Here is a 26,610-nt window from a genome sequence, read left to right as displayed (position 1 = left end):
ACGCGGTTTTCCTGAATGTTTATCGGCTGGATGATAGGGCAGGTGGTGCAGTGCGGGCAAGTCTGCTTTGCAGATGCTGACCTGCGATGCGGCGGAAATCGCGCTGGGTCTTTGTGTTTTCCTGAATGCACAGGGCATCCACGACAGGTCCGAACAATGGCAGCTTTTCATCGGTCATGAACAGGGTGGACATCAGCCAGTCTCGCGGTGATGTCATCGCGAAGCGCAACTCACTCATGAGCATCTCATATGTATGGCGCTGCGCAGCTGGGAGATTGGACAGGCAGGGAAGGTCGTTTGCGTCTTGTGCACCGCCAAGGCAGCAACCGTTGCGGCGACATGGACCGAGGCGGCAGGTGCTTTGTGGAATGCCAAGGACTTGCATTGCCCTGCGTGTCACCATCACGTCTTCATCATCCATAATATTGTTCCTTGTGATTTAAGTGAGCTTCGCCGTTCACGCGGCAGGTTTTGCCCGTGGCTTGATTTTCTTTCTGTTTCCACCGCCTTATTTTCGCATCGGATTATCCGAAAACCGCTTCACACTTTTCGGTCCGATGCGCTCGGCCATGGTATGTCGGACGGGGCGCTGCAAGCTGCCTCGTAAGGGGTAGTAAAAATGACACCTCGCGGCGCCCCGTTCAGCGGTTTATGCTCGTGAACTCGGCCGATCTGCCGGGGCAGACAGACATGGTGTTCCTGCTGCGCGGGAACATGCTGCCGGGAAAACCGCACACCACTTGCCGCACCGTCGCTGCTTCACTGGCCAACCAGCCGGACGTGAAACACCGAAACCATGTCTGCCCACCCCGTTGCATGCTGCGCAAGCAAACCCGGCGCACTGACTGGGACTGGTGCATGGTCAAAGGTCCGACTTTGCCCCTGCACCTCCCTTGTCGCCGGAGGTGGCCATTCTCACGAACCCTGAAGGATGAGACTGTGCGTCGTCTTCCCACCCCCAGCGCCGGCCCCGCCTCGCCAGAACGCCTTCTGGTGTATCCGCGACGGAACGGGGATAGTGTGCCGCAGGTTTGGCGCGTGTGGAGAAAGTTGCGAAAATTTCATAAAGGGGGTGTGGGTTCTGGTTATGGTGTTGAATTTAATGTTTAATTCGCTTGAATTCGGGGTGTCTTAATGGGCAGGCCTCACCCACCGTCCTCATGCATCATCCTGAGCTTGTCGAAGGAGAGGCGCGCAGGCGAAGCCGGAGCCTCGAAGCAGCCGTTGGTTGGCGCATGTCGCCCGCATCCCTCGTCCTTCGAGGCCCCTGCGGGGCACCTCAGGATGAGGGCTGCTACCATTGCACCCACAGCTGCACCGTCCGCTCTAATCCAAGTTCAGCTAAGCGATAGAAATCGCGAGTGAAGTTCCCTCTCTCAACGACAACGACTTTACCCACAGCACAAAAAAGCCCCCGCACTTGCGTGCAGGGGCCTGACGTCGAACAATCGTGGGATCAATTGTCCAGCTTGTCATAGTCCAGCTTCGGCGCGGCTTCGAGCGCGGCCTTGGTGGTGTCGACATAGGCCTTCCATGCGCCGTTATCGTTGTTCACGGCAACGGAAGCCGGGTCGAGGACCACGTAGCTCTTGTCGATGCCGAGGAAACCGCCGACGCTGGCGACGAGGCCGATGACGGACTTGCCATCGCCGATGACGACATCTTCGATTTCACCGATGTTTTCATTCTGGGCGTTGTAGATATCCAGACCCTCAAGCTGCGAGGCTGTGAGGTCTGTTTTCTGCACATTGATGAACTTCAGCGGACCATTGGCCTTTGTGCCCATGGTAATGCCAGGACCAGAAAGCATGGCATCGGCGCCAGCAGCAGGCGGAGCAGCCGGAGCCGTCGTCGACGTCTGTGCATAGGCAATAGAAGCCGTCATGGCTGCAGCAGCAGCCAGTGCGAAAACCTTGTTTTTCATGATGTTTCTTCCCTTTTCAGTATCAGACATGGTGTCCGGGGGAAGAACGAGGTGGGGGCGGTTTGGTTCCCAGGATTTCTAAAGCCATAATTCGAAATAGTGGTAAATTTAAAGTTGTGAATAAGCTACACCTCAGATTGTCATCCAAGGTAATATTCTCCAGCGTAGTACTTTAACCGGGAATATTGCGACACAAGATGCTAAAAAAAATTGAGCTGTTTAATTTTCGCAAACACGCAAGCTTTAGCGTTTCGTGTAAAGAAAGAAATGTTCTTATCGGACCCAATAATGCCGGTAAGTCTTCATTACTCGATGCATTACGTATTTTTTCTGATGTTCAGCGATATGCATCACGTCGCGTACCAATCTTAAAAAGCTACGATGATTTTGGTGTGTGCGCGTTGTATGAGGCGACAAACTCCATATTTAGCGTTACATTGGAAAACATATGCAGAAATTATTCTGATGATTATGCGATCGTAATTATTACGAATGAGATTGGTAATAAACTCCACATTAGAATAAACCCTGAGAAACAGCCTGAGATATTTATTCAAACTGAAGATAAGATTGAAAAAACCAAAAAGTTCTTTGAAAAATCTTTTCCAGAAAAAGTTGTTGTCGTGCCTACGCTGGGCCAGTTTGAAGAGAGTGAGAAATTAAACGACGCGGACTATGTGCGATCAATAGAGTTTACACGACTCGCTTCTAGGAATTTTAGAAATATCTGGCGAAATAAACCTAAAGAGCATTTTGAAGAATTTCGAGATTTGATTGTAAAAAACTGGCCAGATGTTGATATCTCCGCCACGGAGCTCAATAGCACATTCCCTCCCACTTTGCAGATGTTCTATACAGAATCGGGAAAGTCTAGAGAAGTGTATTGGTCTGGCTTTGGTTTCCAAGCATGGCTTCAAATGATGACCCACTTCCTTCGAGGTAGCGAAGACGACGTCCTAGTATTAGATGAGCCTGATGTTTATTTGCATGCAGACTTACAACGACGACTATTTCATATAGCCAAAAAAAGATTTCGGCAGTTATTCTTGGCAACTCATTCATCTGAAATTATGAATGAAGCGAATGCAACTGACGTGATTTTGATTAAACCTGGCCTACTTACTGGTGCAAGAATTACTTCGGATGCAGGGTATAGAAGCGCTCATGCGCTTCTTGGATCTTCAGAAAACGCTGATTTTGCCCGTCTAACGCGCGCGAAAAGGATTATCGCCTTTGAAGGAAATGACAGAAACATTTACAAGAAAATAGAGCGTAAAATTATCAGGAGCGGCGTTCTTAACGACCCCGACACTATATCGCTTAAAATAGGTGGCTATGAACACTGGCAGCGCGTCGATAATTTGACCTGGATGTTTAAAGAATTGTTCGGGATTGATGCCAAGATCGTTGCTTTATTCGACCGTGATTACAGATGCGATGCTCAGATTGAGGATTTTGAAGGTGTTCTAAGCACATCAGGTGTTTGGTGTAGAGTTCTTAGACGCAAGGAAATTGAAAATTACTTATTGGAGCTTGATCCTCTTGCTGATGCATTTATTAAATCTGCGCTGAGGCGCAATATAGTCATCAGCAAAAAAGAGTTCGAAGCAGTGCTATCCGACATCACTGATCGAGTGAAGGATGATTGTCTAATAAACGTGCAATCTGAATTTACAAAATACTCTAACCTTAAAAGGGATAAAAGAGATACTTCCACGATTCTTAAAATTGCAAAAGAAGAGTTCGACAGAGAGTGGAAAGAGATCGGCCCTAAGAAAAGAATAGGTGGTAAGCAAGTCATTATTGATCTAAATAACTATTTCCAAAAACAATATGGTTTTAGCGTATCTAACTCTACAATTTTGGAGGAGTTTCGAAAGGATAGCATAGATGGAGAGCTTGTGAAGATAATTGAAGAGATAAACGTGGTTCTTTCTTGATATTTATTATAAATAAAATATTTAATTCTATAATTTGTGAGGCGTTATTGTAGTCTGTATTATCGGTTTGAACCGAAATTTCACAGATCGAGAAGAATAGCAAATAGACGTATTCGCGATTGGTGATGCTGAGTTTGCTTGTCTGCCTCGAGCGTTTGGTAAAGCAAGATTGCTAGATGCTGTATGACAGCCTCAGTTATCGCTCGCCGCTAGACAACTAGTGGAAATTTTGTGCTCAACCAAATATTGCATGACAAAAATGAATTGCCATAGCAGAAATGCTTTCGCTGCGGCTCTAACGCCCCGGTCTCCCCGTCTTCCCCTTCGTCCTACCCTTACGCTTCTGATCCGCCGGGTCTTCATATGAACCTGCGCCGACTTTGCCACGCACGATAGGGCGGGGGTCGTCTTTGCCGCCTGCCGCGCGTTCGGGCTGGCCTTCGAGCAGCGGAGAGACACGTTTGCCGGGTTCGGTGGATGGCTTTTCGGGTGCCTTGCCCCGCACGGGTTTTTCCGTGCGGCCGACGGTCATTTCGTCCAAGGCGTTTTTGCGGAACAGGGGTTTGGCGGTGTCTGTGCCGGGGCCCATATTGTCCAGGTCGGGTTTGGCGAAGAGGGATTTGGAGGTGCCGCCCTCCTGGTTCGAGACGGCCCTTTGGGCCTCCTCACCATGAGGGCTCATTGTTGCGTGGTCTTTGCCGTTAGGGCTTCGAATATCGCGGTTTTCACCAGTATTGCTCAGAGCCGCACGGTCTTCACCATTCGGGTTAGGCGTCGTACCGTTTTCGCCATAAAGGCCACCGGCACCACGGTCCTCATCCTGAGGCGCGGAGCCCGAAGGGCGGAGCCTCGAAGGATTGGCTTTGCCCTTTTTTCCGCCCTCCAGCGATTTGGCTTCTTCCTTGGCAATCGGGTCGTCCATGGCGGCGAGTTCGGCGGCTTTGAGGCGTTTGATTTCGTCGCGCAGGCGGGCGGCTTTTTCGAAGTCGAGATCGGCGGCGGCGTCGCGCATGGATTTTTCCAGCGCGTTGAGGTGGGCCTGCAAATTGTTGCCGACCAGATGGCCGCCATCGGCGAAGCCCTTGCCTGATGTGCCTGATATATCGGCTCTGACGTGGTCGCGTTCATAGACTGAATCGAGAATGTCCGAGATGCGCGCCTTGACGGATTCAGGCGTGATGCCGTGTTCGGTGTTGTAGGCCACCTGCTTTTCGCGGCGGCGCGAGGTTTCTTCCATCGCCCGCTTCATCGAGCCGGTGATGTTGTCCGCATAAAGAATGACCTTGCCATCGACGTTACGCGCCGCACGTCCGATTGTCTGGATGAGGGACGTTTCCGAGCGCAAGAAGCCTTCCTTGTCGGCATCCAGAATGGCGACGAAACCACATTCGGGAATGTCCAGACCTTCGCGCAGCAGGTTGATGCCCACCAGCACGTCGAAGGCGCCGAGGCGCAGATCGCGGATGATTTCGATGCGCTCCAGCGTGTCGATATCCGAGTGCATGTAGCGCACGCGCACGCCTTGTTCATGCAGATATTCTGTCAGGTCTTCCGCCATGCGCTTGGTCAGCACGGTGACGAGTGTGCGGTATCCGGCCTGCGCCGTTTCGCGGATTTCGCCCAGCACGTCATCCACCTGGCTGCGGGCGGAGCGGATTTCGACCGGCGGATCGATGAGGCCGGTGGGGCGGATGACCTGTTCGGCAAACACGCCGCCGGATTGTTCCATTTCCCAATTGCCGGGGGTGGCCGACACGGCGACGGTTGGCGGGCGCATGGCATCCCATTCCTCGAAGCGCAGCGGGCGGTTGTCCATGCAGGAGGGCAGGCGGAAGCCATATTCGGCCAGCGTCGCCTTGCGCCTGAAGTCGCCCCGGTACATGCCGCCGATCTGGCTGACGGACACATGGCTTTCATCGATGAACAGCAGGGCGTTGTCGGGGATATATTCAAACAGGGTCGGCGGCGGCTCTCCGGGGCTGCGGCCTGTGAGGTAACGGGAATAGTTCTCGATGCCGGCGCAGGAGCCGGTGGCTTCCAGCATTTCGATATCGTAGCGGGTGCGCTGTTCCAGCCGCTGGGCTTCCAGCAGGCGTCCTGCCTTTTCCAGCTCGGCAAGGCGGCCTTTCAGCTCTTCCTTGATGGAACGGATGGCGCCGTTCAGCGTGGGGCGCGGCGTGACATAGTGCGAGTTGGCGTAAATCTTGACCGATTGCAGATCGCCGGTTTTCTGGCCGGTGAGGGGATCGAACTCGGTGATGCTGTCGATCTCATCGCCAAACATGGAGATGCGCCAGGCGGCATCTTCCAAGTGGGCGGGGAAGATTTCGATCGTATCGCCGCGCACGCGGAACGAGCCGCGCTGGAAATCCATATCGCGGCGCTTGTATTGCTGGGCCACGAGATCGGCCAGAAGCTGGCGCTGATCCAGCCTGTCGCCAATCGCCATCTGGAAGGTCATGGCGGTGTAGGTTTCGACCGAGCCGATACCGTAAATGCAGGAAACGGAGGCGACGATGATGCAATCATCCCGTTCCAGCAGCGAGCGGGTGGCGGAGTGGCGCATACGGTCGATCTGTTCGTTGATCGAGGATTCCTTTTCGATGAAGGTATCCGAGCGCGGCACATAGGCTTCCGGCTGGTAATAATCGTAATAGGAGACGAAATATTCCACCGCATTATCGGGGAAGAAATTCTTGAACTCCGAATAGAGCTGCGCTGCCAGCGTCTTGTTGGGCGCGAGAATGACGGCCGGGCGCTGGGTGGCTTCGATGACCTTGGCCATCGTAAAAGTCTTGCCGGAGCCGGTGACGCCGAGCAGCACCTGAGAGCGTTCGCCGGAATTGATACCTTCGACCAGATCGGCAATCGCCGTTGGCTGATCGCCTGCCGGTTCGAAATCCGACTGCATACGGATGGCAATGCCGCCCTCGGATTTTGGCGGGCGGGCCGGGCGGTGCGGGGTCCACAACTTGCCATCCTTGAACAGCGGATTGCCGCTTTCGATGAGCGCGGACAGCGCCTCGACCGTGGCAGTTACCGCGCCGGTGGCGAGGTTTTCGGCATCCTCAAGGCTGACATCCATGCCCGCGACCGGGTTGAGGCCGGCGGCGGCGCGGGTTTTCGGGTCGTTGGATGCACCAATGGACACGCCACGCGCGGTTTTCTGCGCGGTGGCCTTTTTGTTGACGCTGGCGGCGCTGGCCTTGGCGGCTTCGTCTATGGCCTGTTTGCGCGCTTCGATCTCGATTTTCTTGCGGTGCTTGCCCGCCTTGGAGGCGACCTCACGTTGCGTTTCGACCGAGGATGCCTCCGCCTCCGCTTCGAGCTGCTTCACCCAGTCGGAAACCGAACCTGACAGGGGTGCGCCTTCGAACGATGCCTGTGGAGCTTCCTCAAAACCATTTTTTCTGCTCACGGCGCGATCGCCTTTCAGGCTCGCCTCCGCAGGGGACGCGGAACGATCCGCGACGGGCACTTGCCCTTGCCGGGCTTCGCCCGGTTGTTGCGAGGCGGGAGATTTTTTCGGAGTTTTAGCCATAGGCGGAATATGGAGAGAGTCCGGTTGAAAGGAAAGGGGCGGCGGTGAAAATTTGAGTACAAAAAGGAAACATTGTGCGCTCTGGAACCGGATCAGGGCTTTGGCGTTTTCCCGCGCCGCAGCAGCGAGGCTGTCGGCGTGCTAAAATACTGTTCCGGTTTTCTGTCGTCTGCGCTAAGCAAGACGCCGCAAGCCGCCACAGGTTCCATGTTTCGGTTTTTCTCTTCCCTGTCCCCCCATTTCCCAAAGGTCGATCATGCCTTTTTCCATCAGTCCCGCTCACATCTGGCCTGTCGTGATGCTGATTGCATCCAACGTGTTCATGACTTTCGCTTGGTACGGGCACCTCAAGCACAAGGGCAGCGCCCTGTTTCTGGCAATTCTGGCCAGCTGGGGCATCGCCTTCTTCGAATATTGCCTCGCCGTGCCAGCCAACCGCATGGGCTCGGAGGTCTATTCGACCGCGCAGTTGAAGACCATGCAGGAAGTCATCACGCTCACCGTCTTCGCACTGTTTTCGGTGTTTTGGCTGAAGGAAAGCCTGACGATCAACCACGTCATCGGCTTTGCCCTGATCGCATTCGGCGCGTCTTTCCTCTTCAAGTCTTGAGAGGGTTTGAGGGCAGATTCTGCTCTGCCGTGCCGGTGAAGCTGTTGTCAAATGCGTGACATACGGCATGGGTAACATGCGGGGATGTCACGCACCGTTTCCGTATTTTTGATACTGGCTGTCACACAAATTACCGGCTGGGGTGTTGTCAGCATCGCCGGAAGTCTTGAGGTGAACGCCGTTATGCTTCTCGAACCTGCGGGCGGAATATTCTCGTGAAGAATGTTTTGTCGGACAGGCGGTGGAGCACGGCGGCGATTGCTGCTGTTGCGGTGACGGCGAAAACGAGCCTTCCGATCAGAATGCCGTAAACATCTGCGCCCAAAGCGACCAGAATAAGCGTGTCCTCGATGATGCTGTGGGCGAAACCCATGAAGACGCAGGATAGGAAAATCTGGCGCGGTGATATCGTGCCGGATCTCGCTTCGCGAATGAGAAGGCCGCCGCCGTAGGAAATCCCGAGGAACAATCCGATCGCGGTGAGATGTGCCGCTTCGCCCTTGATCCCTGCAAGGCGCAGGACGGGTTCCAGGGCGGTCATCATCAGCTTCATCAGCCCTGTGATTTTGAGGATTTCGAGGCTCCAGCAGAGGATGAAGAGGATGATGAGCATCCAGACCATCGTTTCGCCAAGGCCGCGGAAATAGTCAGGCCAATCGGGTGTCGCAGACATGGGAATCCAGGCGGGGTTCACCGGGCCGGATAACCAGCCGGTGGCCTGCAAAAGATGGTGCAGCAGAAAAGCGTAGAGCAAACCGCCGCCGACGCGCAGCGTCGTTGTTGCAATCATGCCGGGACCGGCTTTCTGGATGATCTTTTGTTCGATGGGCAGACCGTGCGCAAACAGGATGAGCGCCGAGAAAATCGTAACGTCGGCCGCGCTGAGCGAGGACGCGGGAACGAGCGTGAAGATGAGCGGCACAGCGCCCCAAATGCCGATGATCAAGGCTGTCAACCAGGCCAGACCCAGTTCGGGGGGCAGACCAACGAGGTTCATGACGGGTGCGAAAACGGGGGAGACCGCTTCGATCACTCCCATTCTCGATAGCAGTTCCGTCAGAATGGCGATGGGAACCGTGATCCGCACGAGGACCCAATAGATATCAAGTGTATCCCGGCTTTGACGGAGAACAGGCTTCAAAAACTGCATCGGAGACTTCCCTCAAAATTGTCTCCATCTGCTAGCGCAGACCGCTTCGAATTTTTGGTCAAAGATTGCACAACTGTGCAATTTTATTGCAAATATGCTGTTGCTGACTATTCTGTCGGAATGGATGGGATCGACCGCAAACTTCTGAACCTGATGCAGCGCGATGCATCGCGCACCAATATCGATGTGGCGGATGAGGTGGGCCTGTCTCCCTCCAGTTGCCTGCGCCGCGTGCAGCGCCTGCGCAAATCCGGCATGATCGACCGCATCGTCGCAATCCTCAATCCCGCCAAGGCTGGGCGGGGTATCAAGGCTTTGGTGACGGTTGAACTGAAGTTGCACGGCGAGCAGCATATGCGCCGCTTTCTGGACATCGCGATTGCCGAAGAGGCGGTGGCGCAAGCCTATGCGGTCACAGGCGCAACGGACGTGGTTCTGATGCTGCGCTTGCGGGATATGGAAGAATTCGACACGCTGTGCGACCGGCTGTTCAGCGATCAAACCAATGTCGTCCGGTTCGTGACGATGATCATCATCCGGACGGCGAAAGAGGAAACGGCGATTCGGCTGTGATCGGGATTTTGCAGACGAGTGCTCGGTGCCAGTCTTGAAAGACCTGTTAAGAGTGCTATTATAAGCACTCTTTATGGTGTTGAGGTGTAGATATGGCGCATGTTGTTCTGGCCGAGATGACGGCGAGTGTTTCCGAGTTGAAGAGAAATCCGATGGGCACTGTCGCCGCAGGAGAAGGAGCGCCCGTGGCAATTCTCAACCGCAACGAACCAGCTTTTTATTGTGTGCCTGCCAAGGCTTACGAGGCGATGATGGAACGTCTCGACGATATGGAGCTGAACGCCATAGCGGATGCTCGCGCCAGCGATGCTATCATTCGTGTAAAGCTCGATGACCTTTGAATTAGGTTTTTTGGATGCCGCGTTGAAGGAATGGCGAAAGCTGGACAGCAACACGCGGGAGCAGTTTAAAAAGAAACTGGCGGAACGGTTGGACAGTCCGCGTGTGCCGTCCGTCAAACTTTCAGGACATCATGACCGCTATAAAATCAAGCTGCGCGGTGCGGGTTGTCGCTTGGTTTACGAAGTCCGCGATGCAGAGATACTCGTTGTCGTGATTGCGGTGGGGAAGCGTGAACGCGGAGAGGTTTATAAACTTGCAGACCGAAGGTAATGGCATGAAAGTTCGACCTGCGACGGCGGAAGACGCGGAAGGCATGGCGGCGGTGCAGAATGAGATTTTTGCGGCGGGCCTGCGCAAGACGCCGCGGGATATAGAGACGATCGTCCGAGTCTATCTTCAGCGCGAAGACAACATCAAATGCACGGTGGCTGAAAACGCTGAGGGCCGAATTATCGGCTTTCAGTCTCTCACCTATGCGAGACCCGACAACCCCTACGGCGTAGCAGAAGGCTGGGGCATCATCGGCACCCATGTCAGTCCATCGGCGGCCCGGCAGGGCGTTGGCTCTGCCTTGTTTAGCGCAACGTTGGAAGCCGCCAAGGCCGCCGGTCTCGAGAATATCGATGCGAGTATTGGAGCCGATAATGTGCTGGGGCAGGGCTATTACGAGGCGATGGGGTTTCGCACGTATCGCACGCCGGAGGGATTGGTTTGTAAGGTTTACCGGGTGGGATGAGGTGCCTTACGGCAAGTTGCACGCTCTTTTCCTCATTCCTGTGCTCGTCACAGGAATCCAGCCAGCCCAAGTCCTTGGGCTGAAAAGAGTTCTTCGCCGCGCAGACGCGCGCCAACTGGATTCCTGTGACGAGCACAGGAATGAGGGAAGGAAAGGAAGAGGTGCCGGGATTGCTCCCGGCCCAGTTTTCAAACCGAGCGGCGTTTCGCCATTCTCTGCACGACAAAATCCAGCGCCAGCATAATCACCAAACTCACCCCCACCAGCGGGAACAGCACGCCGCCGATCGCCAGAAGTGCCAGCAATCCGCGCAGGACGTTCTTTTGTTGAGGCAGGGGCGGGACGCCGAGGGAGCCCGCTGGGCGGCGTTTCCACCACATGATGCCGCCGGAGATGGCCAGGAGGATGATGGCAAGGCAGGCGATCGCCAGAATGATCTGGTTGGCGAGGCCGTATTGCTGGCCCATATGGACGTTGATGCCCCATTCCAGACCTTTGCCCAGCGGGCCGTAATCGGCGTAACTCATGTCGATCAACGGTTTGCCACTGTATTGATCCAGATGGATGACGCGCTGTTGTGCGAGGTCGTCCGGGTAGATGGAGCCGCTGTAGACGCCGGTGGGTTTGCTGGGCAGGGCAACCGTGTAACCGGGGGTGAGGCCGAGGCCGTTGAAGCGGGCGATGGCTTGATCGATGCCGATGGGGGATATCGCATTGCTGGTGTCGGTGGGTTCGGCAGTGTCTTGCTCGACATGTTGGCCGTGATCGTGCCCTTCGGAAACGGGGATTTTTGCCTGTTCCAGCGACCATGAGGTTTTGGCGACCTCATCCAGACGTTCCCCCGACATGGGCACGTCTGTGCGCACGCCTGCGGGATATCCGAAATTGCTGCCATTGGCCCATTCATTGACTTTACCGCCCCAGACGCCGGACCATGGCATTCCTGATATGGCGAGAAAGACGATAAAGAAGCCGACGAAAATGCCGGTAACGGCGTGGGTATCGCGCCAGAAAACGCGCTTTCTGGGCGTGCCGCGCACGGTGATGACGCCGCCGGTTTGTTTGCGCGGCCACCAGAGATAGATGCCCGTAGCGACCAGAAGGATGGACCAGCCCGCGGCGATTTCGATGAAATAGCGGGCGAAGGTGCCGAAATATTTCAGGCTGTGGAGATACCGGATCGTCCACATGACGGTGCCGCGATCTGGCAGCGAGCCGAGCGTTTCGCCGGTGTAGGTGTTCACATAAACGGCGCGTTTGCCATCTGCGGTGTTGACGGTGATTTCCGTCGAGGCGGCTGGATCTGCGGGTGTTGTGTATTTGACGGCGGTGCCGGGAACGGCGGCGAGGGCGGCCGCGATGATATCCGACGGATTGGCTTGTGGCGCGTTCTTTATGGCTTCGATGCGCTTCAAATCCGCGTGGACGATGGTGTCGATTTCATCCTTGAAGAGATACAGCGCGCCGGTGAGGGATAGCGTTATCAGGAACGGCAGGACGAGAAGACCGGCATAAAAATGCCAGCGCCAGACGGCGCGGTACAGATTGGCGGAAGAAGAGTGCGCAGGCGCGCGCTCCGCTTCGAAGGAGGTGGTGACGGACATGCAATGTCTCCGCAAGGTGACGAGAGAATTTCCGCCTTTCTCCGAAACGCGAAAATGCTCTATCTATTTGTTTTAACAGATTATTCTGACGCAAAACCGCTTTGCACTTTTGTTGGAAATGCTCTGGGTTTTCCGGCGGGCCGGTTGGGTGATCTTAACGTTGCGGGGGGATGGGCGGGGCGCGGGGTTGCGAGTCCCGGTTGGGTGGGGAAGGCGGCAGCGTCGCTTCATGACGCAGGAAGGTGACGTCGACCTTTGGAACGACGTTGCCCGCCAGTTCGGTGGGTGTCACCAGCAGAGCGACGGCGGAGGCGGAGGCCAGCCGACAGAGCGTGCCGCAGCAACTCTTATCGGCCTTGCTGGCCGGGTCTTGTTTGCCGGTGGCGCCTTCCGGCATGTGGCTGGAACAGATGATGTCATCCGCTGCCAGCGCCATGGCGGCCATGCTGCCATGGGCAACGCCATTTGCGAGGCCTTGCAGCAAAAACAGCAAAAGCGCCAGCGTGGCGATAGCGCCAGCCGAACTGCGATCCTGCATGATTTTGCGAATGAACCTCATGGTTTGGCAGTGCCACAGTTTTTTGTCCCTGTCACTGCGACACGATGTTTTGGGCTTGAATTACAAATTGTCCATGTCGGGAAAAAGCCATGATTTGGCAACTTTTTTGCCAGAATTGACGGAGATTCTCACGGCAATCTTTCTGTTGGCAGGAGTGGCGGAAATGGCTCCCTTTTCTCCAACGATGGCGGCGATCCGCTATGGTTACGGGCTTTCACCCGGCCAGGTACTGAACCGAAACCCGGACGATTTGCTGGTGCAGCTGGCCGATGCACCGCTGAAAGACACGTTCTTTCCATTGGGTGGGGTGTTCGAGGCGCGGCAGCGTTCTGATGACCTTGCAGACAGGCTGGTTGCCATTCGTCCCGCCAACAATGGCGGCCAGACGGACCGCGATGCCCGCGTGCTGTTGCAGCGAAATGCCGAGCATAGTTTTCAGCGCGATAGCCTGGCGCGGGTGATGCAGGCAGTGTTTTCACCCTATGGGTTTCATGAACGGCTGGCGTCTTTCTGGGTCGACCATTTTTCCGTCAATGCGCGCAAATCCCTGCCAATGCGGGCGATAACGCCGCTCTACGAGGTGGAGGCGATCCGCCCGCATCTGGCCGGGCCGTTTCGGGATTTGTTGCAAGCGGCGGTGCTTCACCCTGCCATGCTGATCTATCTGGATCAGAACCGTTCCGCAGGGCCGGAATCGGTTGCTGCCGAAGACCGCAAACGCGGGCTGAATGAAAATCTGGGTCGTGAGCTGCTGGAACTGCACACCATGGGCGCAGGCAGCGGTTATACGCAGACAGACGTGCGCTCCGCTGCGCTGGTGCTGACCGGCATGACGGTGGATGACCGTTATGAAATGCTGTTTCGCCCACGCATGGCGGAACCGGGGCAGATCAAGGTTCTGGGTGTGTCTTATGGCGGGCGCAAGCGCACGGCAGATGACTGTCTGGATATGCTGGATGATCTGGCCACGAGGCCGGAAACCGCGCTGCATGTGTGCCACAAACTGGCGACACATTTCCTTGCCGACGAAGCGCCGCCAGACGTGGTGAGCGCCATGGTGGACGAGTGGAAGGCGAGCAACGGGCAACTGGTGAAGGTCTATGCCGCCATGCTGAACCATCCACGCGCATGGGCAGAGCCGGGGCGCAAGATGAAGCTGCCGTTTGACTATGTGGTGTCTGGCCTTCGGGCATTCGGCATTACTGAAAAGAACTGGAAAGACAAAATGTCACCAGCAGGTGATGATGATGTGACGCCCGCGCTTGCCATGGCGCAGGCAGCAATGAAACAGGGCGATGCGCAGCCCGCCAACGACCAGATGGTGATGGACAAGCCAGCGCCTGACATGAAAGCGGATGCACCGCCAGACACGGCGCAGGCGCCGAAGCCGAACGCCAAGCAAAGCCTTGCGCGGACCCTGACGCTGGCCTCGCTGCGGCGCATGGGACAGCCCGTGTGGCAACCGCCAAGCCCCGCCGGTTTTGAAGAGGGTGTCGCGTCCTGGCTTTCCCCCAGCCAGATGAGCGAGCGCATTTTGTGGGCGCGCAAGGCATCCAATTCACTGGGTGGAGACATGGAGCCGAAACGGCTTCTGGAAATCGCCATGGCCGACATGGCGCGTGATGACACCATCCGCGTGGTCAGCCAAGCGCCCAACCGTGTGAGCGGCATGACGCTGGCGCTTTCTTCGCCCGAATTCAACAGGAGATAGCACCCATGGCCTTCTCTCAGGATATGCTCATCAGCCGTCGTAGTTTTTTGGCGACCGCCTGTTGCGCGGCAGCGGTGCCGGTGTTTTCGCCGGTCAGTTTCGCCGCCATGCCGGGTGAAAACCGCTTCGTGACCATCGTATTGCGCGGGGCGATGGATGGGCTGGATCTGGTGCAGCCCTATGGCGATGCCGCCTTTGCCGGGTTCCGCCCGACCTTGGCGCTGACGCCGGATACCGGGCTGATCGATCTCGACGGGCATTTCGGACTTAACCCGGCGGCACAATCTTTGATGCCGCTGTGGCAGGCCAAGGAGCTTGCCTTCGTCCATGCGGTGTCCACACCGTACCGCGACCAGCGCAGCCATTTCGATGGGCAGGATATGCTGGAAAGCGGCGCGGAAGCGGTGCATGGTGAACGCACCGGCTGGCTGAACCGGGCGCTTTCGGTCATGCCACGTTCCACCGACCGCAAGGCGATCGACATCAACACATCGATGGAGCTGATTCTTTCGGGGCCGAATGAGGCCGATGTCTGGGCCTCCACCTCCAACATGACGATGGCGGCGGATGATGTGGGGTTCTTCAAGCGGCTTTATGCCAATGACGCGGATTTCAGCCGTGTGCTGGCGGAAGCGCTGCGCACGGACATGTCCGCCGAACAGCTGTTTCAGGATGAAAAACGCGGGCAGGGCATCCGTGATGTTGCCAAGCTAGCGGGCGGTTTGCTGCGCGAGGATTACCGCATAGCCAGCTTTTCCGTGGATGGCTGGGATACACATGCGGGCCAGAAGGGGCAATTTGCCCGCACGGTGAAAGACCTGACCATCGCGCTGACCTCGCTGAAAGACGCGCTGGGGCCGGACGTGTGGAAAAAGACCGTGGTGCTGGCGATGACCGAATTCGGGCGCACGGTGCGGGAAAACGGCACCGGTGGCACCGACCATGGCACCGGCGGCGTTTCCATTCTGGCCGGTGGCGGCATCGATGGCGGGCGTGTGCTGGGCAACTTCCCCGGTCTGGGCGACGGCAAACTTCTCGACGACCGCGACCTGATGCCAACAGGCGACGTGCGCGAACTCGCCGCCGCCATGCTTTACCGGCAGTTCGATGTGGGCAGCGAAGCCCTGACGAACGGGATATTTCCGGGGCTGAGCTTCGACCGGTCTTCGGCTTATTTGAAGGTGTGAGGTGCCAGAGGGTTCCTCATCCTGAGCTTGTCGAAGGATCTGGAGGCCGGGGCCGATCCTTCGAGGCTACGGCTTCGCCTTCGCGCCTCAGGATGAGGTCAGCGTTTGTTGTGCCGACCTGGGGATTTCAGTTTGTCACAATAACCGCGGGTTCGCCACCATGACGAAGTCCCCTTCATGGAGCCCGTGCCACTTTTTCACGGGGTCATCGTATAGATGACGTTCACGGTTTGATTGTAGGTTTGATTGGGTTTCGGATCGCGAACTTTGGTCCGAAAATTTCGTTTCGCAGTTTCCACGGCCAATATGTCGGCCTTTTGGTATCCGGAAGGTTTTACAATCCGTGTGGAAACAAGTTGACCCTTTGCGTTCGTCTGAAGTTCAATGTCTGCTGTTTTCGAATAACTGCAGCCAACGAGACATGCTGCCAAAGTCCCGATAATTAAAACGCGTGATGTAATCACAGTATTCCCCAAGTTTATCGCCTATAAGTGTAACTTACCAAGGTCGAAATCTGGGGTTTTATCTCGCGAAGTGTAGCCGAAATCAAGGATGTGTTTCTAGAATTTACACGCAAGGGGAAGAGCGTCGCGGCAGATGGCAACGACGCTCCTGTGTGCTTTTTAGCCCTGGGCAATCGGCGTTGGTTTGCCGTGCTCATCCATCGCGACCATGATGAAGGTTCCGGCTGTGACCTTCTCCAGAATTTCGTAGCGTGAGCGCTGCGCCCACGCTTCGACTGTGAGGGTGATCGAGGTGCGGCCAACCCGGGTAATCTCCGTATAGATGGACAGAGTATCGCCGATTTTGACCGGAAGTTCGAAGGCCATTTCCTTGACGGCTGCGGTGACCACGCGACAGCGGGCACGTTCTGCGGCGCGGATGCCGCTTGCCAAGTCCATTTGTGACATGACCCAACCGCCGAAAATATCACCCGCCGGATTGGCATCCGCAGGCATGGCAAGCGTGCGAAGCGTGAGTTCGCCGGTCGGTTTGGTCAAGTCTGGCATTGGTGCTCCAATATACGGTGGTGGTTATGATTTGGTCAGGAATTGCCGGGCGGCATAAAGCGCAATGGCCGCTGCATTCGAAACGTTCAGCGATTTGATTTCGCCGGGCATGTCGAGACGCGCCAGTGCGGACACGGTCTCGCGCGTCTTCTGGCGCAGACCCTTGCCTTCGGCACCCAGAACCAGCGCGATCTTTTCGCCGCTGAATGTGCCTTCGATGGGGGCGGGGCCTTCCGAATCAAGCCCGATGGAGGTGAAGCCCAGCTTGTGCAGATCGCCCAGCGCATCGGCCAGATTGGTGATCTGGATATAAGGGATCAATTCCAGTGCGCCGGACGCGGACTTTGCCAGCACGCCTGACTCGGTGGGGCTGTGGCGCATGGTGGTGATCAGCGCGCCAGCGTTGAAGGCAACGGCCGAACGCATGATCGCGCCGACATTGTGCGGGTCTGTAACCTGATCCAGAACGAGAATCAGCGGGCTGTCCTTCAGGGCAGACAGCTTGCGCATCGGCAGCGGTTTGGTTTCCAGCATCACGCCCTGGTGGATGGCGTCTGGGCCAAGAACCTTGTCGATATCCTGCGGGGATACCATGTCCACCGGAAACGTCTGTTCTTCCGCCGTGCCGATTTCCAAACGCGCCAGCGCGTTCATGGTCACCGACAGCTTGACGATCTGGCGTTCCTTGTTGGCAAGGGCGGCGCGCACGGTGTGCAGGCCATAGAGATGCACCTGGTCGGGCGCCAGCTGCGGCGCCTTCCAGTCCTCTCCGCCTCGCGGCTTGCGCTTCTGAAAAGCGGGCGTGGGAATTTCGCCACGTTCACGCTTGGCATCGCGGACCTGACGGCGCAGCGTTGCATAGTGAGTGTCGCGGGTGGATTTTTCGTTGGGATCGTCTTTGCTCATGCCGCCTTATATCTTTAGCGCAGCGCTCGCACCAGTACCTTACAGCGGTTCACGATCTTTCCGTTGCGTGGGAGGTGGCCTGCATTGTGAAAATCGTTTCTGAGTTTTGTGCGACATGCTCGGTAATCCACAGGCCTATGACTCTGTTCGAATTTTTCCTGAATTTTCGTCACAGATCGTGTTGACAGACGCGGCGAGGGCAGTCATATACGCGGCCACAGACGACGAAACGGCGACGCGCCGCAACGGAAATCTGGTTAAGCTTGGTTGCTTGATCCTCGCAGAATACTGGAGGAATGCCCGAGTGGTTAAAGGGGACGGACTGTAAATCCGTTGGCTCAGCCTACGTTGGTTCAAATCCAACTTCCTCCACCATTCTGCACGGATCGAAACCACCGCCGCGGGTATAGCTCAATGGTAGAGCAGCAGCCTTCCAAGCTGAATACGCGGGTTCGATTCCCGCTACCCGCTCCAAGCATTCCAATCATTTACATTTAATTCGTGTCACTTGTGTCATGTTTGATTCTTAACTTATGCCGACGCGGTAAGGAGAAGCAGATGACGTATGGTTACCGAGTCATCATTGAACCGTTGAAAGATGAAGACGGTGGAGGATATGTGGTGAGTGTGCCTGATCTTCCCGGCTGCATGTCTGACGGGGAGACTTACGAAGAAGCCGGGCACAACGTTGAAGACGCCATTGCCTGCTGGCTTGAAGCCGCAGGGGAACTGGGACGTGATGCTCCCGTACCATCGCACGAAAACCGCCGTGACGCGTAACGCAGAGATGGTGGGTTAAACAGTATAAAGGCCGGGCAATGCCCGGCTTTTTGTTTTGTCGAGAGGTCTGCTTCTGTGCTGCAATGGAGCTTCATGCCTTCTTCTTCGGTTTTTCCGTCTGGAACGTGATGCCGCAACCCTTGCGGCGGGAGGCGTCTTCGATGGCTTTTTTATCCTGAACACCTGCTGCGGCGATGGCGCGTGAGGAAACGGTTGTTGCCTCCTCTGCGAGTTGCTTGGAACTGAGTTGTTGATAAAGCGTTGGAGAAACATAGGCCGCTTCGATGTCGGATGCTTTGGACGCGCAGGATGCGAGCGCCTTTGCCGCAACACTCATAGTTATGGTCGTTTTCATAAGGGCCGATTTTGAATTATGGCTGCAATATGTCTTTTTTACGCCTCATTTAAGACTTATTTCTGCCTATGGTTGTATATAAATCGCAGTTCACCTTCATGATTTTGACCTTTGAAAATATCGGATTATGAAATGATTTTAGCCTGTTATCATGATGTTGAAATGGTTTTTAACCGGCAATAATTCGTCGGATCAGGCGATTTCGCACCCATTAAATTATTCTATGATAATCACAATTTCGCCTTATTATGCGGTTTCTAGATATTGTGAAATAGGGCATATTGACGACGAATAAATCCTGGATTGAATATGCCTAAAAACACCCCACTACAGCGTTATGTTGCATTGAACCTTGGCGGGTTTTATGCGTGGGATGTTCAGCTAAACCTGTTTTGGGCAGATGAGACATTCGCTCAAATTATGGGGCTTTCCATAGGCGAACTGGATGGCGGGTTGCCTGCGGAACGGATGATGTCGCTGATCCACGAGGACGACTTGCCGCACGTGCTGGAGGGGATCAAGAACTCTGTTCTTGCTGGCGACTCTTTTGAAATGGTCTACCGGGTTCGTCGGGATGACGGCTTTGTCAAAATTACGGAAATCGGAAAATGCTTTCGTTATGTGGACGGCGTCGCGACGCTGTTTACCGGTGTTGTTTTCGGTGATTGCCCCTACACCAGCAGCACGGAAGCATCCAACGCCAATGAGCCGGTTGTGACGCAGTAAGACGAGGCGCCTTCGCCGATATTTTTACGCAAATACAGCCTGAAAACCGCAAGAAGCCATATTCACCGCTAAGGTGGTGGCCTTCGGCGTGGGCCGGATCATGCATTTGCGATACATGGGGCGATTTTTTGAAGCGAATTTTTACGGCGGCAGTTTTTATCATGGCAATCACGACGTCAGTGTTTGCGGATGACATCACCATTTCCATGCCTGCCGACACAAAGGCTGAGCATGTGGATGCGACCTACCAGTGCGGATCAGAAAAAGTATCTGTGACATATATCAATGCGGGCAGCGTCAACCTGGCGCGCCTGTCTATCGGCAACGCGGTTATTATTGCGTCGAATGTGATTTCCGCATCCGGCGCAAAATATGTCGGTGGGCCTTATGTCTGGTGGTCGAAGGGGAGTGAGGCTGATCTTTATGATCTGATGCGCGACCCGGAAATGAACGCACCGACACCGTGCAACACGTTCAAAGGCTGAGGGAAGGCGCGGCAACCGCTGCTTTTAAAGGCCGGATGTTGCCGCAGAGTTTCAGCTGGATGTGTGGATGAAGAACTGCACGATAAGCATTGCGAGAAGAAACGCGCCGAGTGCAACGCCAAGTTTGAGTTGGCGAAAACGGCGGGTGCGCCCGCCGGACCAATCATAAGCCATTGTTCAGGCTGCCTTTATAGTTATGCGTCATGTCTAAATTAATGACGCTCTAGGCTTGTCCCAAGCTGACGACAACCTCCAAAATATACGGGCGAATTTTACGACTTGCGGGTTGTGCCGGGGCTGCGTCGCCGAAAGCGGAATCAGCTGTGCTGTCTTTGCTACACAGAAAAAGGCCCGGACATCGATGGCTTCCGGGCCTTGGTTTGAAGGCAGAAATGTCTGACGGCGTTAGAGCATTTCCGCCTTTCTCCGAAACGCGAAAACTCCGAAACGCGAAAACGCTCTATCTATTTGTTTTAACGCATTATCCGGACGCAAAACCGCTTCGCACTTTTGGCTCGGAAATGCCCTAGCTGAGGTAAGGCTGTAGATACGGCCAGACTTCGACGGCGCCGTGGTAAAGCATGTTCAATGCGACATAAACGATGACCGCGAGGCCGACATAGGAAATCCAGCGGTAGCGGTGCAGCAGCTTTGCAACGAAGTTGGCAGCAAGACCCATCAGCGCGATGGAGACCACGAGGCCGATAATCAGCACTGTCACGTGTTCCTGCGCGGCACCTGCCACGGCAAGAACGTTATCCAGCGACATGGACACATCTGCGATGACGATCTGCGTGGCGGCCTGAAAGAAGGTTTTATGCCCCTTGGTCAGATCGGCCTCTTCATCCGTCACTTCATCGCCGATCGATCCGCCCTGTTCGCGCAGTTCGGCCCACATCTTCCAGCACACCCATGCCAGCAGCAGGCCGCCGAAAAGCTGGAGGCCGACGATGGCAAGCAATTGCACGGTGAGCGCGGCAAAGGCGATGCGCAGAACGGTGGCCGCGATAATGCCGACGAGAATGGCTTTCTTGCGCATGTGGACGGGAAGGCCGGCCGCGGCAAGTCCAATAACGATGGCATTATCACCAGCCAGAACGAGGTCGATGGCTATGACCTGAAGAAATGCCGTGAAACCGGCAGCAGTAAAGATTTCCATGGTAAATCCTGAAACGGATGCGAATTGATGCCGCAGGAGACGGCGGCTTGCAAAGGCGGGGCAGGAGGGAGAGGCATGGCCTGCGTCCGCCGCCCCTGTGCCTCGGGTGATAATGCCGCAATATGACAGGAATCACCCTGTCGTAAAGAGGAGGCGGGGTTTTATCGTGGATGAGTGTGGGCCACCGCGTTGACTTGGCCGATCGGCACCCCATATGGAAGCAATCCTGTCGCTTTTGGCCGTGCAATGAGTGCGGCTACAATTAAGTCTTGCGCATTCGCTTGCAAAGCCTTAAACGGCGACACCAAACCGGTTCGCCGGGAAATCGACTTCACGTTCACAGGAAGCAATTCACATGGCAAAGAGCAAGTTTGAGCGCAATAAGCCGCACGTCAACATTGGCACGATCGGTCACGTTGACCACGGCAAGACGTCGTTGACTGCTGCGATCACGAAGTATTTCGGCGAGTTCAAGGCGTATGACCAAATCGACGCTGCACCGGAAGAAAAGGCGCGCGGCATCACGATTTCGACAGCCCACGTTGAGTATGAGACGCCTGCTCGTCACTATGCACACGTTGACTGCCCCGGCCACGCCGACTACGTGAAGAACATGATCACCGGTGCTGCGCAGATGGACGGCGCGATCCTGGTTTGCTCCGCAGCTGACGGCCCAATGCCACAGACCCGCGAGCACATCCTGCTTGCTCGTCAGGTTGGCGTTCCTGCCATCGTCGTGTTCCTCAACAAGGTTGACCAGGTTGACGACGCAGAACTGCTGGAACTGGTAGAACTGGAAGTTCGCGAACTTCTGTCGTCCTACGACTTCCCAGGCGACGATATTCCAATCGTCAAGGGTTCGGCTCTTGCTGCGCTTGAAGATTCTGACAAGAAGATCGGCGAAGACGCAATTCGTGAACTGATGGCTGCTGTTGACGCCTACATCCCGACACCAGAGCGTCCAATCAATCTGCCATTCCTGCTGCCGATCGAAGACGTGTTCTCGATCTCTGGCCGTGGTACGGTTGTCACGGGTCGCGTTGAGCGCGGTATCGTCAAGGTTGGTGAAGAAGTTGAAATCGTCGGCATTCGCGCCACGACCAAGACGACTGTGACCGGCGTTGAAATGTTCCGCAAGCTGCTCGATCAGGGCCAGGCTGGCGACAACGTTGGCGCGCTGATCCGTGGCGTACAGCGTGACGGCGTTGAGCGTGGTCAGATCCTGTGCAAGCCAGGTTCTGTCAAGCCACACAAGAAGTTCATCGCCGAAGCCTACATTCTGACGAAGGAAGAAGGCGGTCGTCATACACCGTTCTTCACGAACTACCGTCCACAGTTCTACTTCCGTACAACGGACGTGACCGGTATCGTTTCGCTTCCAGAAGGCACGGAAATGGTTATGCCAGGCGACAACGTCACTGTTGAAGTCGAACTGATCGTTCCGATCGCGATGGAAGAAAAGCTGCGCTTCGCGATCCGCGAAGGCGGTCGTACCGTCGGCGCTGGCATCGTCGCAAGCATCGTCGAGTAATTTTACTCGCAAGGGATGGATCAGAGCCTCGCTGGTGACAGCGAGGCTTTTTTGTTGACATATGATGCTTTAGATAAGTTTTTAACCAAACAAATCGTGCAAGTTAAAAAAACGAGAGTGTGAAAAATGAAGCGGCTTATTCTCCAACACTACACCGGAGAACCAGGAGAAGTTGAGCGTCTTTCGATAGAAAATATTCGTGCGTTCGCGGTACGAGAACAGGCGGATTACCAGTTTCTTCAAGGGAATGTTTTCTCTGATCAACTGTCACCTCCGATGCAGAAACTCGTCATGCTCGATGAACGATTTGACGAATATGATGTAGTGGTTATGCTCGATACTGACATGTTCGTCCGGAAGGGCATGTCGGAGAATCTTTTTGATCAGCCAGGAATAGGTGTATCCGGGAAATTTCAGCGCCGCTTGAAATGGGCTTTCATAAGAAAAATGAAAGGTCTCGTACATTGGCGGTATCCATATTGGAATGGTTCAATTTGGAAATTGGACCGGCGGCACAGGCAGCTCTTTAGATCAAAACTACCACTTGTTGACATGATGAAATATACCGATGGTCGTCTCGAGGACGAGGGCGTGATGCATCAATTGGCGCGTCACAGCCGTTTCACAGGTGGCATATTGCCAGGTGGCAGTAAGTGGGCAATGTCAAGTTGGGATGATGACATTGAGAACGCGACCATGATTCACATACGCCCACAAATTAGATTCAAGGGTCCTAAAAGACCAAAAATCGAGAATTTACGGGTTCTGGTTGAGCGTGGTCTCATCGAGCTGTAGTGTTGTCTTTTGACTCCGTAAAAACATGCGGCACGCACGGTTCGTGAAATGTTGTGATGTTTGGATACTGCCGAATAAGTACAAGAGCGGTTCACTTGCGATCCGTTCGTTCGGAATCGTTTTCTTAATGGCGACGGTATCTCAAGATGGCGCTGGCGGGCGATTGACGGGCATTTCCGTTCGTTGAATCTCGCTGCCGTCGTTCGAACTCTTCCTCAATACAGTGTTACTGGTATCGTAATTCTAGTGCTTTTCAATTTGCGCTGTGAAAAAACGAAAAACCCACTTGCCATTCTTTTCTCACCGTCTTAAAGGAGCGCATACCGAATTGATTGAGCGATTTGCTCGGTCTGAAACGGTGTTGAAGGGGTATAGCTCAGTTGGTAGAGCGGCGGTCTCCAAAACCGCAGGTCGTAAGTTCGAGCCTTACTGCCCCTGCCATTCCTCATCCGCAAGCGCGGGGCATCCGCTGCATGGCAGGTGGGGTGCCGGTTTTCCGGTCAAATTCGCCGAATGTCGATTTCCTCTTGTGAAAAAGGGAATCGGCGTTTATGTAGGACAAAACAGACACGCGGTGCGTGGAGCTGATTAATTCGGCTTTACGTGCCGTAATTGCGTGGGCAGTCAATGGCATCCAAAACCAATCCGTTTACGTTTCTGCAGCAGGTTCGCGCCGAAGCGTCGAAGATCACTTGGCCGTCGCGCCGCGAGACTATGATTTCCACGGCGATGGTGCTGGTCATGGTTATCTTCGCGGCACTGTTCTTCTTTGCGGCTGACCAGATCATTGGCTGGTTGCTCAGTCTTGTTCTGAGCGTTGGCCGGTAACAGATTGAGCGGAGAATAAAGATGGCAGCCCGTTGGTACATCGTTCAGGCGTATTCGAATTTTGAAAAGAAGGTCGCTGAGTCGATCGAAGAAAAGGTCCGTCAGAAGGGTCTTGATCACCTTTTCGAAAAAATCCTCGTGCCGACCGAAAAGGTGGTCGAGGTTCGTCGCGGTCGCAAGGTCGATAGCGAACGCAAGTTCTTTCCAGGTTACGTGCTTGTTCGCGCCAACCTGACGGATGAGGCTTATCACCTTATCAAGAATACACCGAAGGTGACTGGCTTCCTCGGTTCGGACAACAAGCCTGTTCCGATCCCTGACTATGAAGCTGATCGCATTCTGGGCCAGGTTCAGGAAGGTGTCGAGCGTCCAAAGTCCTCGATTTCTTTCGAAATCGGCGAGCAGGTTCGCGTTTCCGACGGTCCGTTCGCATCGTTCAACGGTGTGGTTCAGGACGTTGATGAAGAGCGTTCGCGCTTGAAGGTGGAAGTGTCGATCTTCGGTCGCGCAACACCTGTCGAGCTTGAATACGCTCAGGTCGAAAAAGTCTGATCAAGTTTTGGAGGGTGCCTTGGTGCCCTTCATATTTCACGTCAGGAAAAGCGGGCAATGGCCTGTTTTATAATCTGATGTGAAGCGGCTAGTCCGCAAAACCGCGTGGAAGACTTTCTGGTTCTAGCCGGGCCAGATGTCGCACCACGCAACCGCAGCCGCCGGTTTAACCGGCATATGAGCCGGGAAACCGGTTCGATTTGAAAGGCAGAGAGATATGGCTAAGAAAGTTGCAGGCCAGCTCAAGCTTCAGGTCAAGGCAGGATCGGCAAACCCGTCCCCGCCAATCGGCCCGGCGCTTGGTCAGCGTGGCGTTAACATTATGGAATTCTGCAAGGCGTTCAACGCTGCTACGCAGGAAATGGAAAAGGGTATGCCGATTCCGGTCGTCATCACCTATTACCAGGACAAGTCCTTCACCTTCGTCATGAAGCAGCCGCCAATGACCTATTGGCTGAAGAAGGAAGCAAAGATCACTGCCGGTTCCAAGACACCTGGTAAGGGTGCCAAGGTCGGTTCCATCACCAAGGCTCAGGTCAAGACAATTGCCGAAGCCAAGATGAAGGATCTGAATGCCGCCAATATCGAAGGCGCAATGGCTATGGTTGAGGGCTCTGCCCGCGCCATGGGCCTGGAAGTGGTAGGTTGATCATGGCTAAGCTTGCAAAGCGCGTACAGAAGATCCGCGAAGGCGTTGATCCAAAGACCCTTTACGTCCTGACCGACGCCATTTCGATGGTGAAGGAACGGGCTGTCGCCAAGTTCGACGAAACTGTTGAAGTTTCGATGAACCTCGGCGTTGATCCACGTCACGCAGACCAGATGGTTCGCGGCGTGGTAAACCTGCCAAACGGCACAGGCCGCGACGTTCGCGTTGCTGTTTTTGCCCGTGGTGCCAAGGCTGACGAAGCCAAGGCTGCTGGTGCAGACATCGTTGGTGCAGAAGACCTGCTGGAAATCGTTCAGGGCGGCAAGATCGACTTCGATCGCGTTATCGCCACGCCTGACATGATGCCGCTGGTTGGCCGTCTCGGTAAGGTTCTCGGCCCACGCGGCATGATGCCTAACCCTAAGGTTGGTACGGTTACGATGGACGTTGCTGGAGCTGTTAAGGCTTCCAAGGGCGGCGCTGTTGAATTCCGCGTCGAAAAGGCCGGTATCGTACACGCTGGTATTGGCAAGGCTTCCTTCGATGCCAAGGCACTCGAAGAAAACATCAAGGCTTTCGCTGACGCCGTCATCAAGGCAAAGCCAGCTGGCGCCAAGGGTAACTACGTCAAGCGCGTAGCGATCTCTTCGACCATGGGTCCAGGCGTTCGCATCGAGCCTTCGTCGGTGACTGCATAATCATTCGTCGTGCCTCGCAAGGGGCGCGGCAACCTCGATTTCCGGTTCGCAAGAGCCGGAAATTTTCAGGGAAACCTGAAATTCCTGTCCGAGATTTTAGGTGGCTTATTTCCCTCGGGATTTTGGCCTTAATCATTCAGCCTAGATGAGACGGGTAAGGCCCGGATTTTCGCATCCAAGGATGCTTAATAATCCGGTTCGAACCTGATGTGCCTGTGCCTGAAGCCGTTTGCGGCGACAGAGCGGGGGACAGGATCCT

General features: G+C 55.1%; 29 protein-coding genes and 3 tRNA genes. 21 read left to right on the top strand and 11 right to left on the bottom strand.

All coding sequences use genetic code 11. The features are described from left to right. Positions 1-19: 19 nt before the first annotated feature. Positions 20-238 carry a hypothetical protein gene (locus RMR16_RS08085; RefSeq protein ID WP_320200389.1) on the bottom strand — a complete coding sequence of 73 codons (219 nt, stop codon included), beginning with the start codon at positions 236-238 and terminating at the stop codon, positions 20-22. Between the two features lie 15 nt (positions 239-253). Here RMR16_RS08085 and RMR16_RS08080 point away from each other — a divergent pair, with 15 nt between their 5' ends. After that, positions 254-607, top strand: a complete 354-nt coding sequence (locus RMR16_RS08080; protein ID WP_432353377.1) for a hypothetical protein — start codon at positions 254-256, stop codon at positions 605-607. Positions 608-1,456: 849 nt separating this feature from the next. On the opposite strand, the gene RMR16_RS08075 is transcribed toward RMR16_RS08080, so the two are convergent. Continuing rightward, positions 1,457-1,924: a PRC-barrel domain-containing protein gene (locus RMR16_RS08075; RefSeq protein WP_320202196.1), complete on the bottom strand. Its 468-nt coding sequence runs from the start codon at positions 1,922-1,924 to the stop codon at positions 1,457-1,459. 197 nt (positions 1,925-2,121) lie between these two features. On the opposite strand from RMR16_RS08075, the gene RMR16_RS08070 reads away from it, so the two are divergent. After that, positions 2,122-3,864 (top strand): ATP-dependent nuclease, encoded by a 1,743-nt coding sequence (locus RMR16_RS08070; RefSeq protein WP_320202197.1) that lies wholly within the window; start codon positions 2,122-2,124, stop codon positions 3,862-3,864. Between the two features lie 295 nt (positions 3,865-4,159). Here the strand turns inward: RMR16_RS08070 and uvrB are convergent, their stop codons facing one another. Next, complete coding sequence (gene uvrB, locus RMR16_RS08065; RefSeq protein WP_320202198.1) at positions 4,160-7,282, bottom strand: excinuclease ABC subunit UvrB; 3,123 nt, start codon at positions 7,280-7,282, stop codon at positions 4,160-4,162. Positions 7,283-7,661: 379 nt separating this feature from the next. Here uvrB and RMR16_RS08060 point away from each other — a divergent pair, with 379 nt between their 5' ends. Then, complete coding sequence (locus RMR16_RS08060) at positions 7,662-8,015, top strand: DMT family protein (protein WP_320202199.1); 354 nt, start codon at positions 7,662-7,664, stop codon at positions 8,013-8,015. A gap of 181 nt (positions 8,016-8,196) precedes the next feature. On the opposite strand, the gene RMR16_RS08055 is transcribed toward RMR16_RS08060, so the two are convergent. Next, positions 8,197-9,165 carry a nucleoside recognition protein gene (locus RMR16_RS08055; RefSeq protein ID WP_320202200.1) on the bottom strand — a complete coding sequence of 323 codons (969 nt, stop codon included), beginning with the start codon at positions 9,163-9,165 and terminating at the stop codon, positions 8,197-8,199. A 120-nt stretch (positions 9,166-9,285) separates the two neighbouring features. Between RMR16_RS08055 and RMR16_RS08050 the strand changes: the two genes are divergently transcribed. The 4 genes from RMR16_RS08050 (at position 9,286) to RMR16_RS08035 (ending at position 10,816) form a co-directional block, all read left to right on the top strand. After that, on the top strand, positions 9,286-9,738 hold the full coding sequence (locus RMR16_RS08050; RefSeq protein WP_320202216.1) for an Lrp/AsnC family transcriptional regulator: 453 nt from the start codon (positions 9,286-9,288) through the stop codon (positions 9,736-9,738). Positions 9,739-9,830: 92 nt separating this feature from the next. Then, positions 9,831-10,079 carry a type II toxin-antitoxin system Phd/YefM family antitoxin gene (locus tag RMR16_RS08045; RefSeq protein ID WP_320202201.1) on the top strand — a complete coding sequence of 83 codons (249 nt, stop codon included), beginning with the start codon at positions 9,831-9,833 and terminating at the stop codon, positions 10,077-10,079. Continuing rightward, positions 10,069-10,350, top strand: a complete 282-nt coding sequence (locus RMR16_RS08040; protein WP_320202202.1) for a type II toxin-antitoxin system RelE family toxin — start codon at positions 10,069-10,071, stop codon at positions 10,348-10,350. Before RMR16_RS08045 ends, RMR16_RS08040 begins: the two co-directional genes overlap by 11 nt. A 4-nt stretch (positions 10,351-10,354) precedes the next feature. Further along, on the top strand, positions 10,355-10,816 hold the full coding sequence (locus RMR16_RS08035) for a GNAT family N-acetyltransferase (RefSeq protein WP_320202203.1): 462 nt from the start codon (positions 10,355-10,357) through the stop codon (positions 10,814-10,816). Between the two features lie 188 nt (positions 10,817-11,004). Here RMR16_RS08035 and RMR16_RS08030 read toward each other — a convergent pair whose 3' ends face one another. Then, positions 11,005-12,420 carry a PepSY-associated TM helix domain-containing protein gene (locus RMR16_RS08030; RefSeq protein ID WP_320202204.1) on the bottom strand — a complete coding sequence of 472 codons (1,416 nt, stop codon included), beginning with the start codon at positions 12,418-12,420 and terminating at the stop codon, positions 11,005-11,007. A 154-nt stretch (positions 12,421-12,574) separates the two neighbouring features. Then, the gene (locus tag RMR16_RS08025; RefSeq protein WP_320202205.1) at positions 12,575-12,979 is read right to left on the bottom strand and encodes a DUF2946 family protein; all 405 of its coding nucleotides are present in this window, start codon (positions 12,977-12,979) and stop codon (positions 12,575-12,577) included. A 163-nt stretch (positions 12,980-13,142) separates the two neighbouring features. Between RMR16_RS08025 and RMR16_RS08020 the strand changes: the two genes are divergently transcribed. Together RMR16_RS08020 and RMR16_RS08015 are read left to right on the top strand one after the other, a co-directional pair. Further along, positions 13,143-14,690 carry a DUF1800 domain-containing protein gene (locus tag RMR16_RS08020; RefSeq protein ID WP_320202206.1) on the top strand — a complete coding sequence of 516 codons (1,548 nt, stop codon included), beginning with the start codon at positions 13,143-13,145 and terminating at the stop codon, positions 14,688-14,690. A 5-nt stretch (positions 14,691-14,695) separates the two neighbouring features. Then, on the top strand, positions 14,696-15,877 hold the full coding sequence (locus RMR16_RS08015) for a DUF1501 domain-containing protein (RefSeq protein ID WP_320202207.1): 1,182 nt from the start codon (positions 14,696-14,698) through the stop codon (positions 15,875-15,877). A gap of 623 nt (positions 15,878-16,500) precedes the next feature. Here RMR16_RS08015 and RMR16_RS08010 read toward each other — a convergent pair. Together RMR16_RS08010 and RMR16_RS08005 are read right to left on the bottom strand one after the other, a co-directional pair. Continuing rightward, positions 16,501-16,887, bottom strand: a complete 387-nt coding sequence (locus RMR16_RS08010; protein WP_320202208.1) for an acyl-CoA thioesterase — start codon at positions 16,885-16,887, stop codon at positions 16,501-16,503. Positions 16,888-16,911: 24 nt separating this feature from the next. After that, a complete protein-coding gene (locus RMR16_RS08005; RefSeq protein WP_320202209.1) occupies positions 16,912-17,793 on the bottom strand; it encodes a TrmH family RNA methyltransferase in 882 nt (293 codons plus the stop codon). 290 nt (positions 17,794-18,083) lie between these two features. On the opposite strand from RMR16_RS08005, the gene RMR16_RS08000 reads away from it, so the two are divergent. From RMR16_RS08000 to RMR16_RS07990, 3 genes are all read left to right on the top strand, one after another. Further along, positions 18,084-18,168 (top strand) — tRNA-Tyr (locus RMR16_RS08000). A 25-nt stretch (positions 18,169-18,193) separates the two neighbouring features. Beyond that, a tRNA-Gly gene (locus RMR16_RS07995) sits at positions 18,194-18,267 on the top strand. Between the two features lie 84 nt (positions 18,268-18,351). Next, positions 18,352-18,573: a type II toxin-antitoxin system HicB family antitoxin gene (locus tag RMR16_RS07990; protein ID WP_320202210.1), complete on the top strand. Its 222-nt coding sequence runs from the start codon at positions 18,352-18,354 to the stop codon at positions 18,571-18,573. A 91-nt stretch (positions 18,574-18,664) separates the two neighbouring features. Here the strand turns inward: RMR16_RS07990 and RMR16_RS07985 are convergent, their stop codons facing one another. Then, positions 18,665-18,928 (bottom strand): hypothetical protein, encoded by a 264-nt coding sequence (locus RMR16_RS07985; protein ID WP_320202211.1) that lies wholly within the window; start codon positions 18,926-18,928, stop codon positions 18,665-18,667. Between the two features lie 309 nt (positions 18,929-19,237). On the opposite strand from RMR16_RS07985, the gene RMR16_RS07980 reads away from it, so the two are divergent. Together RMR16_RS07980 and RMR16_RS07975 are read left to right on the top strand one after the other, a co-directional pair. Next, a complete protein-coding gene (locus tag RMR16_RS07980) occupies positions 19,238-19,654 on the top strand; it encodes a PAS domain-containing protein (RefSeq protein ID WP_320202212.1) in 417 nt (138 codons plus the stop codon). 161 nt (positions 19,655-19,815) lie between these two features. After that, positions 19,816-20,139, top strand: coding sequence for an MliC family protein (locus RMR16_RS07975; RefSeq protein WP_320202213.1), 324 nt, complete (start codon positions 19,816-19,818; stop codon positions 20,137-20,139). A gap of 51 nt (positions 20,140-20,190) precedes the next feature. Here RMR16_RS07975 and RMR16_RS07970 read toward each other — a convergent pair whose 3' ends face one another. Together RMR16_RS07970 and RMR16_RS07965 are read right to left on the bottom strand one after the other, a co-directional pair. Continuing rightward, a complete protein-coding gene (locus RMR16_RS07970; protein WP_320202214.1) occupies positions 20,191-20,313 on the bottom strand; it encodes a hypothetical protein in 123 nt (40 codons plus the stop codon). A 352-nt stretch (positions 20,314-20,665) separates the two neighbouring features. Further along, positions 20,666-21,298 (bottom strand): TerC family protein, encoded by a 633-nt coding sequence (locus tag RMR16_RS07965; RefSeq protein WP_320202215.1) that lies wholly within the window; start codon positions 21,296-21,298, stop codon positions 20,666-20,668. A 355-nt stretch (positions 21,299-21,653) separates the two neighbouring features. On the opposite strand from RMR16_RS07965, the gene tuf reads away from it, so the two are divergent. The 7 genes from tuf to rplA all read left to right on the top strand — a co-directional run bounded on the left by tuf (position 21,654) and on the right by rplA (position 26,351). Then, on the top strand, positions 21,654-22,829 hold the full coding sequence (tuf, locus tag RMR16_RS07960) for an elongation factor Tu (protein ID WP_432353368.1): 1,176 nt from the start codon (positions 21,654-21,656) through the stop codon (positions 22,827-22,829). 126 nt (positions 22,830-22,955) lie between these two features. Further along, positions 22,956-23,624 (top strand): hypothetical protein, encoded by a 669-nt coding sequence (locus RMR16_RS07955; RefSeq protein WP_320202217.1) that lies wholly within the window; start codon positions 22,956-22,958, stop codon positions 23,622-23,624. 365 nt (positions 23,625-23,989) lie between these two features. After that, positions 23,990-24,065, top strand: a tRNA-Trp gene (locus RMR16_RS07950). Positions 24,066-24,251: 186 nt separating this feature from the next. Continuing rightward, positions 24,252-24,452, top strand: coding sequence for a preprotein translocase subunit SecE (secE, locus tag RMR16_RS07945; protein WP_320202218.1), 201 nt, complete (start codon positions 24,252-24,254; stop codon positions 24,450-24,452). A 21-nt stretch (positions 24,453-24,473) separates the two neighbouring features. Then, on the top strand, positions 24,474-25,004 hold the full coding sequence (gene nusG / locus RMR16_RS07940; protein WP_320202219.1) for a transcription termination/antitermination protein NusG: 531 nt from the start codon (positions 24,474-24,476) through the stop codon (positions 25,002-25,004). Positions 25,005-25,221: 217 nt separating this feature from the next. Beyond that, on the top strand, positions 25,222-25,653 hold the full coding sequence (gene rplK / locus RMR16_RS07935; protein WP_067643756.1) for a 50S ribosomal protein L11: 432 nt from the start codon (positions 25,222-25,224) through the stop codon (positions 25,651-25,653). Positions 25,654-25,655: 2 nt separating this feature from the next. After that, entirely contained in the window at positions 25,656-26,351 is a 696-nt protein-coding gene (rplA, locus tag RMR16_RS07930; protein ID WP_111841239.1) for a 50S ribosomal protein L1, read from the top strand. Positions 26,352-26,610 lie beyond the last annotated feature (259 nt).

Source organism: Agrobacterium sp. rho-13.3, assembly GCF_033957765.2.
Taxonomy (GTDB): Bacteria; Pseudomonadota; Alphaproteobacteria; order Rhizobiales; family Rhizobiaceae; genus Agrobacterium.
The sequence above is the reverse complement of the archived record's forward strand: the minus strand, read 5'-3'. Positions and strand labels throughout refer to the sequence as shown.

What these genes read in the sequence shown, in the direction of transcription:
- RMR16_RS07980 (WP_320202212.1), top strand. Translation starts at nt 19,238, where the DNA reads ATGCCTAAAAACACCCCACTACAGCGTTATGTTGCATTGAACCTTGGC.
- RMR16_RS07985 (WP_320202211.1), bottom strand. Translation starts at nt 18,928, where the DNA reads ATGAAAACGACCATAACTATGAGTGTTGCGGCAAAGGCGCTCGCATCC.
- RMR16_RS07975 (WP_320202213.1), top strand. Translation starts at nt 19,816, where the DNA reads ATGGCAATCACGACGTCAGTGTTTGCGGATGACATCACCATTTCCATG.
- tuf (WP_432353368.1), top strand. Translation starts at nt 21,654, where the DNA reads ATGGCAAAGAGCAAGTTTGAGCGCAATAAGCCGCACGTCAACATTGGC.
- RMR16_RS08075 (WP_320202196.1), bottom strand. Translation starts at nt 1,924, where the DNA reads ATGAAAAACAAGGTTTTCGCACTGGCTGCTGCTGCAGCCATGACGGCT.
- RMR16_RS08055 (WP_320202200.1), bottom strand. Translation starts at nt 9,165, where the DNA reads ATGCAGTTTTTGAAGCCTGTTCTCCGTCAAAGCCGGGATACACTTGAT.
- RMR16_RS08035 (WP_320202203.1), top strand. Translation starts at nt 10,355, where the DNA reads ATGAAAGTTCGACCTGCGACGGCGGAAGACGCGGAAGGCATGGCGGCG.
- RMR16_RS08020 (WP_320202206.1), top strand. Translation starts at nt 13,143, where the DNA reads ATGGCTCCCTTTTCTCCAACGATGGCGGCGATCCGCTATGGTTACGGG.
- RMR16_RS08070 (WP_320202197.1), top strand. Translation starts at nt 2,122, where the DNA reads ATGCTAAAAAAAATTGAGCTGTTTAATTTTCGCAAACACGCAAGCTTT.
- RMR16_RS07955 (WP_320202217.1), top strand. Translation starts at nt 22,956, where the DNA reads ATGAAGCGGCTTATTCTCCAACACTACACCGGAGAACCAGGAGAAGTT.
- secE (WP_320202218.1), top strand. Translation starts at nt 24,252, where the DNA reads ATGGCATCCAAAACCAATCCGTTTACGTTTCTGCAGCAGGTTCGCGCC.
- RMR16_RS08080 (WP_432353377.1), top strand. Translation starts at nt 254, where the DNA reads ATGGCGCTGCGCAGCTGGGAGATTGGACAGGCAGGGAAGGTCGTTTGC.
- RMR16_RS08085 (WP_320200389.1), bottom strand. Translation starts at nt 238, where the DNA reads ATGAGTGAGTTGCGCTTCGCGATGACATCACCGCGAGACTGGCTGATG.
- nusG (WP_320202219.1), top strand. Translation starts at nt 24,474, where the DNA reads ATGGCAGCCCGTTGGTACATCGTTCAGGCGTATTCGAATTTTGAAAAG.
- RMR16_RS08060 (WP_320202199.1), top strand. Translation starts at nt 7,662, where the DNA reads ATGCCTTTTTCCATCAGTCCCGCTCACATCTGGCCTGTCGTGATGCTG.
- RMR16_RS08050 (WP_320202216.1), top strand. Translation starts at nt 9,286, where the DNA reads ATGGATGGGATCGACCGCAAACTTCTGAACCTGATGCAGCGCGATGCA.
- RMR16_RS08045 (WP_320202201.1), top strand. Translation starts at nt 9,831, where the DNA reads ATGGCGCATGTTGTTCTGGCCGAGATGACGGCGAGTGTTTCCGAGTTG.
- RMR16_RS08015 (WP_320202207.1), top strand. Translation starts at nt 14,696, where the DNA reads ATGGCCTTCTCTCAGGATATGCTCATCAGCCGTCGTAGTTTTTTGGCG.
- RMR16_RS08025 (WP_320202205.1), bottom strand. Translation starts at nt 12,979, where the DNA reads ATGAGGTTCATTCGCAAAATCATGCAGGATCGCAGTTCGGCTGGCGCT.
- RMR16_RS08005 (WP_320202209.1), bottom strand. Translation starts at nt 17,793, where the DNA reads ATGAGCAAAGACGATCCCAACGAAAAATCCACCCGCGACACTCACTAT.
- RMR16_RS07970 (WP_320202214.1), bottom strand. Translation starts at nt 20,313, where the DNA reads ATGGCTTATGATTGGTCCGGCGGGCGCACCCGCCGTTTTCGCCAACTC.
- rplK (WP_067643756.1), top strand. Translation starts at nt 25,222, where the DNA reads ATGGCTAAGAAAGTTGCAGGCCAGCTCAAGCTTCAGGTCAAGGCAGGA.
- RMR16_RS07965 (WP_320202215.1), bottom strand. Translation starts at nt 21,298, where the DNA reads ATGGAAATCTTTACTGCTGCCGGTTTCACGGCATTTCTTCAGGTCATA.
- RMR16_RS07990 (WP_320202210.1), top strand. Translation starts at nt 18,352, where the DNA reads ATGACGTATGGTTACCGAGTCATCATTGAACCGTTGAAAGATGAAGAC.
- rplA (WP_111841239.1), top strand. Translation starts at nt 25,656, where the DNA reads ATGGCTAAGCTTGCAAAGCGCGTACAGAAGATCCGCGAAGGCGTTGAT.
- RMR16_RS08030 (WP_320202204.1), bottom strand. Translation starts at nt 12,420, where the DNA reads ATGTCCGTCACCACCTCCTTCGAAGCGGAGCGCGCGCCTGCGCACTCT.
- RMR16_RS08040 (WP_320202202.1), top strand. Translation starts at nt 10,069, where the DNA reads ATGACCTTTGAATTAGGTTTTTTGGATGCCGCGTTGAAGGAATGGCGA.
- RMR16_RS08010 (WP_320202208.1), bottom strand. Translation starts at nt 16,887, where the DNA reads ATGCCAGACTTGACCAAACCGACCGGCGAACTCACGCTTCGCACGCTT.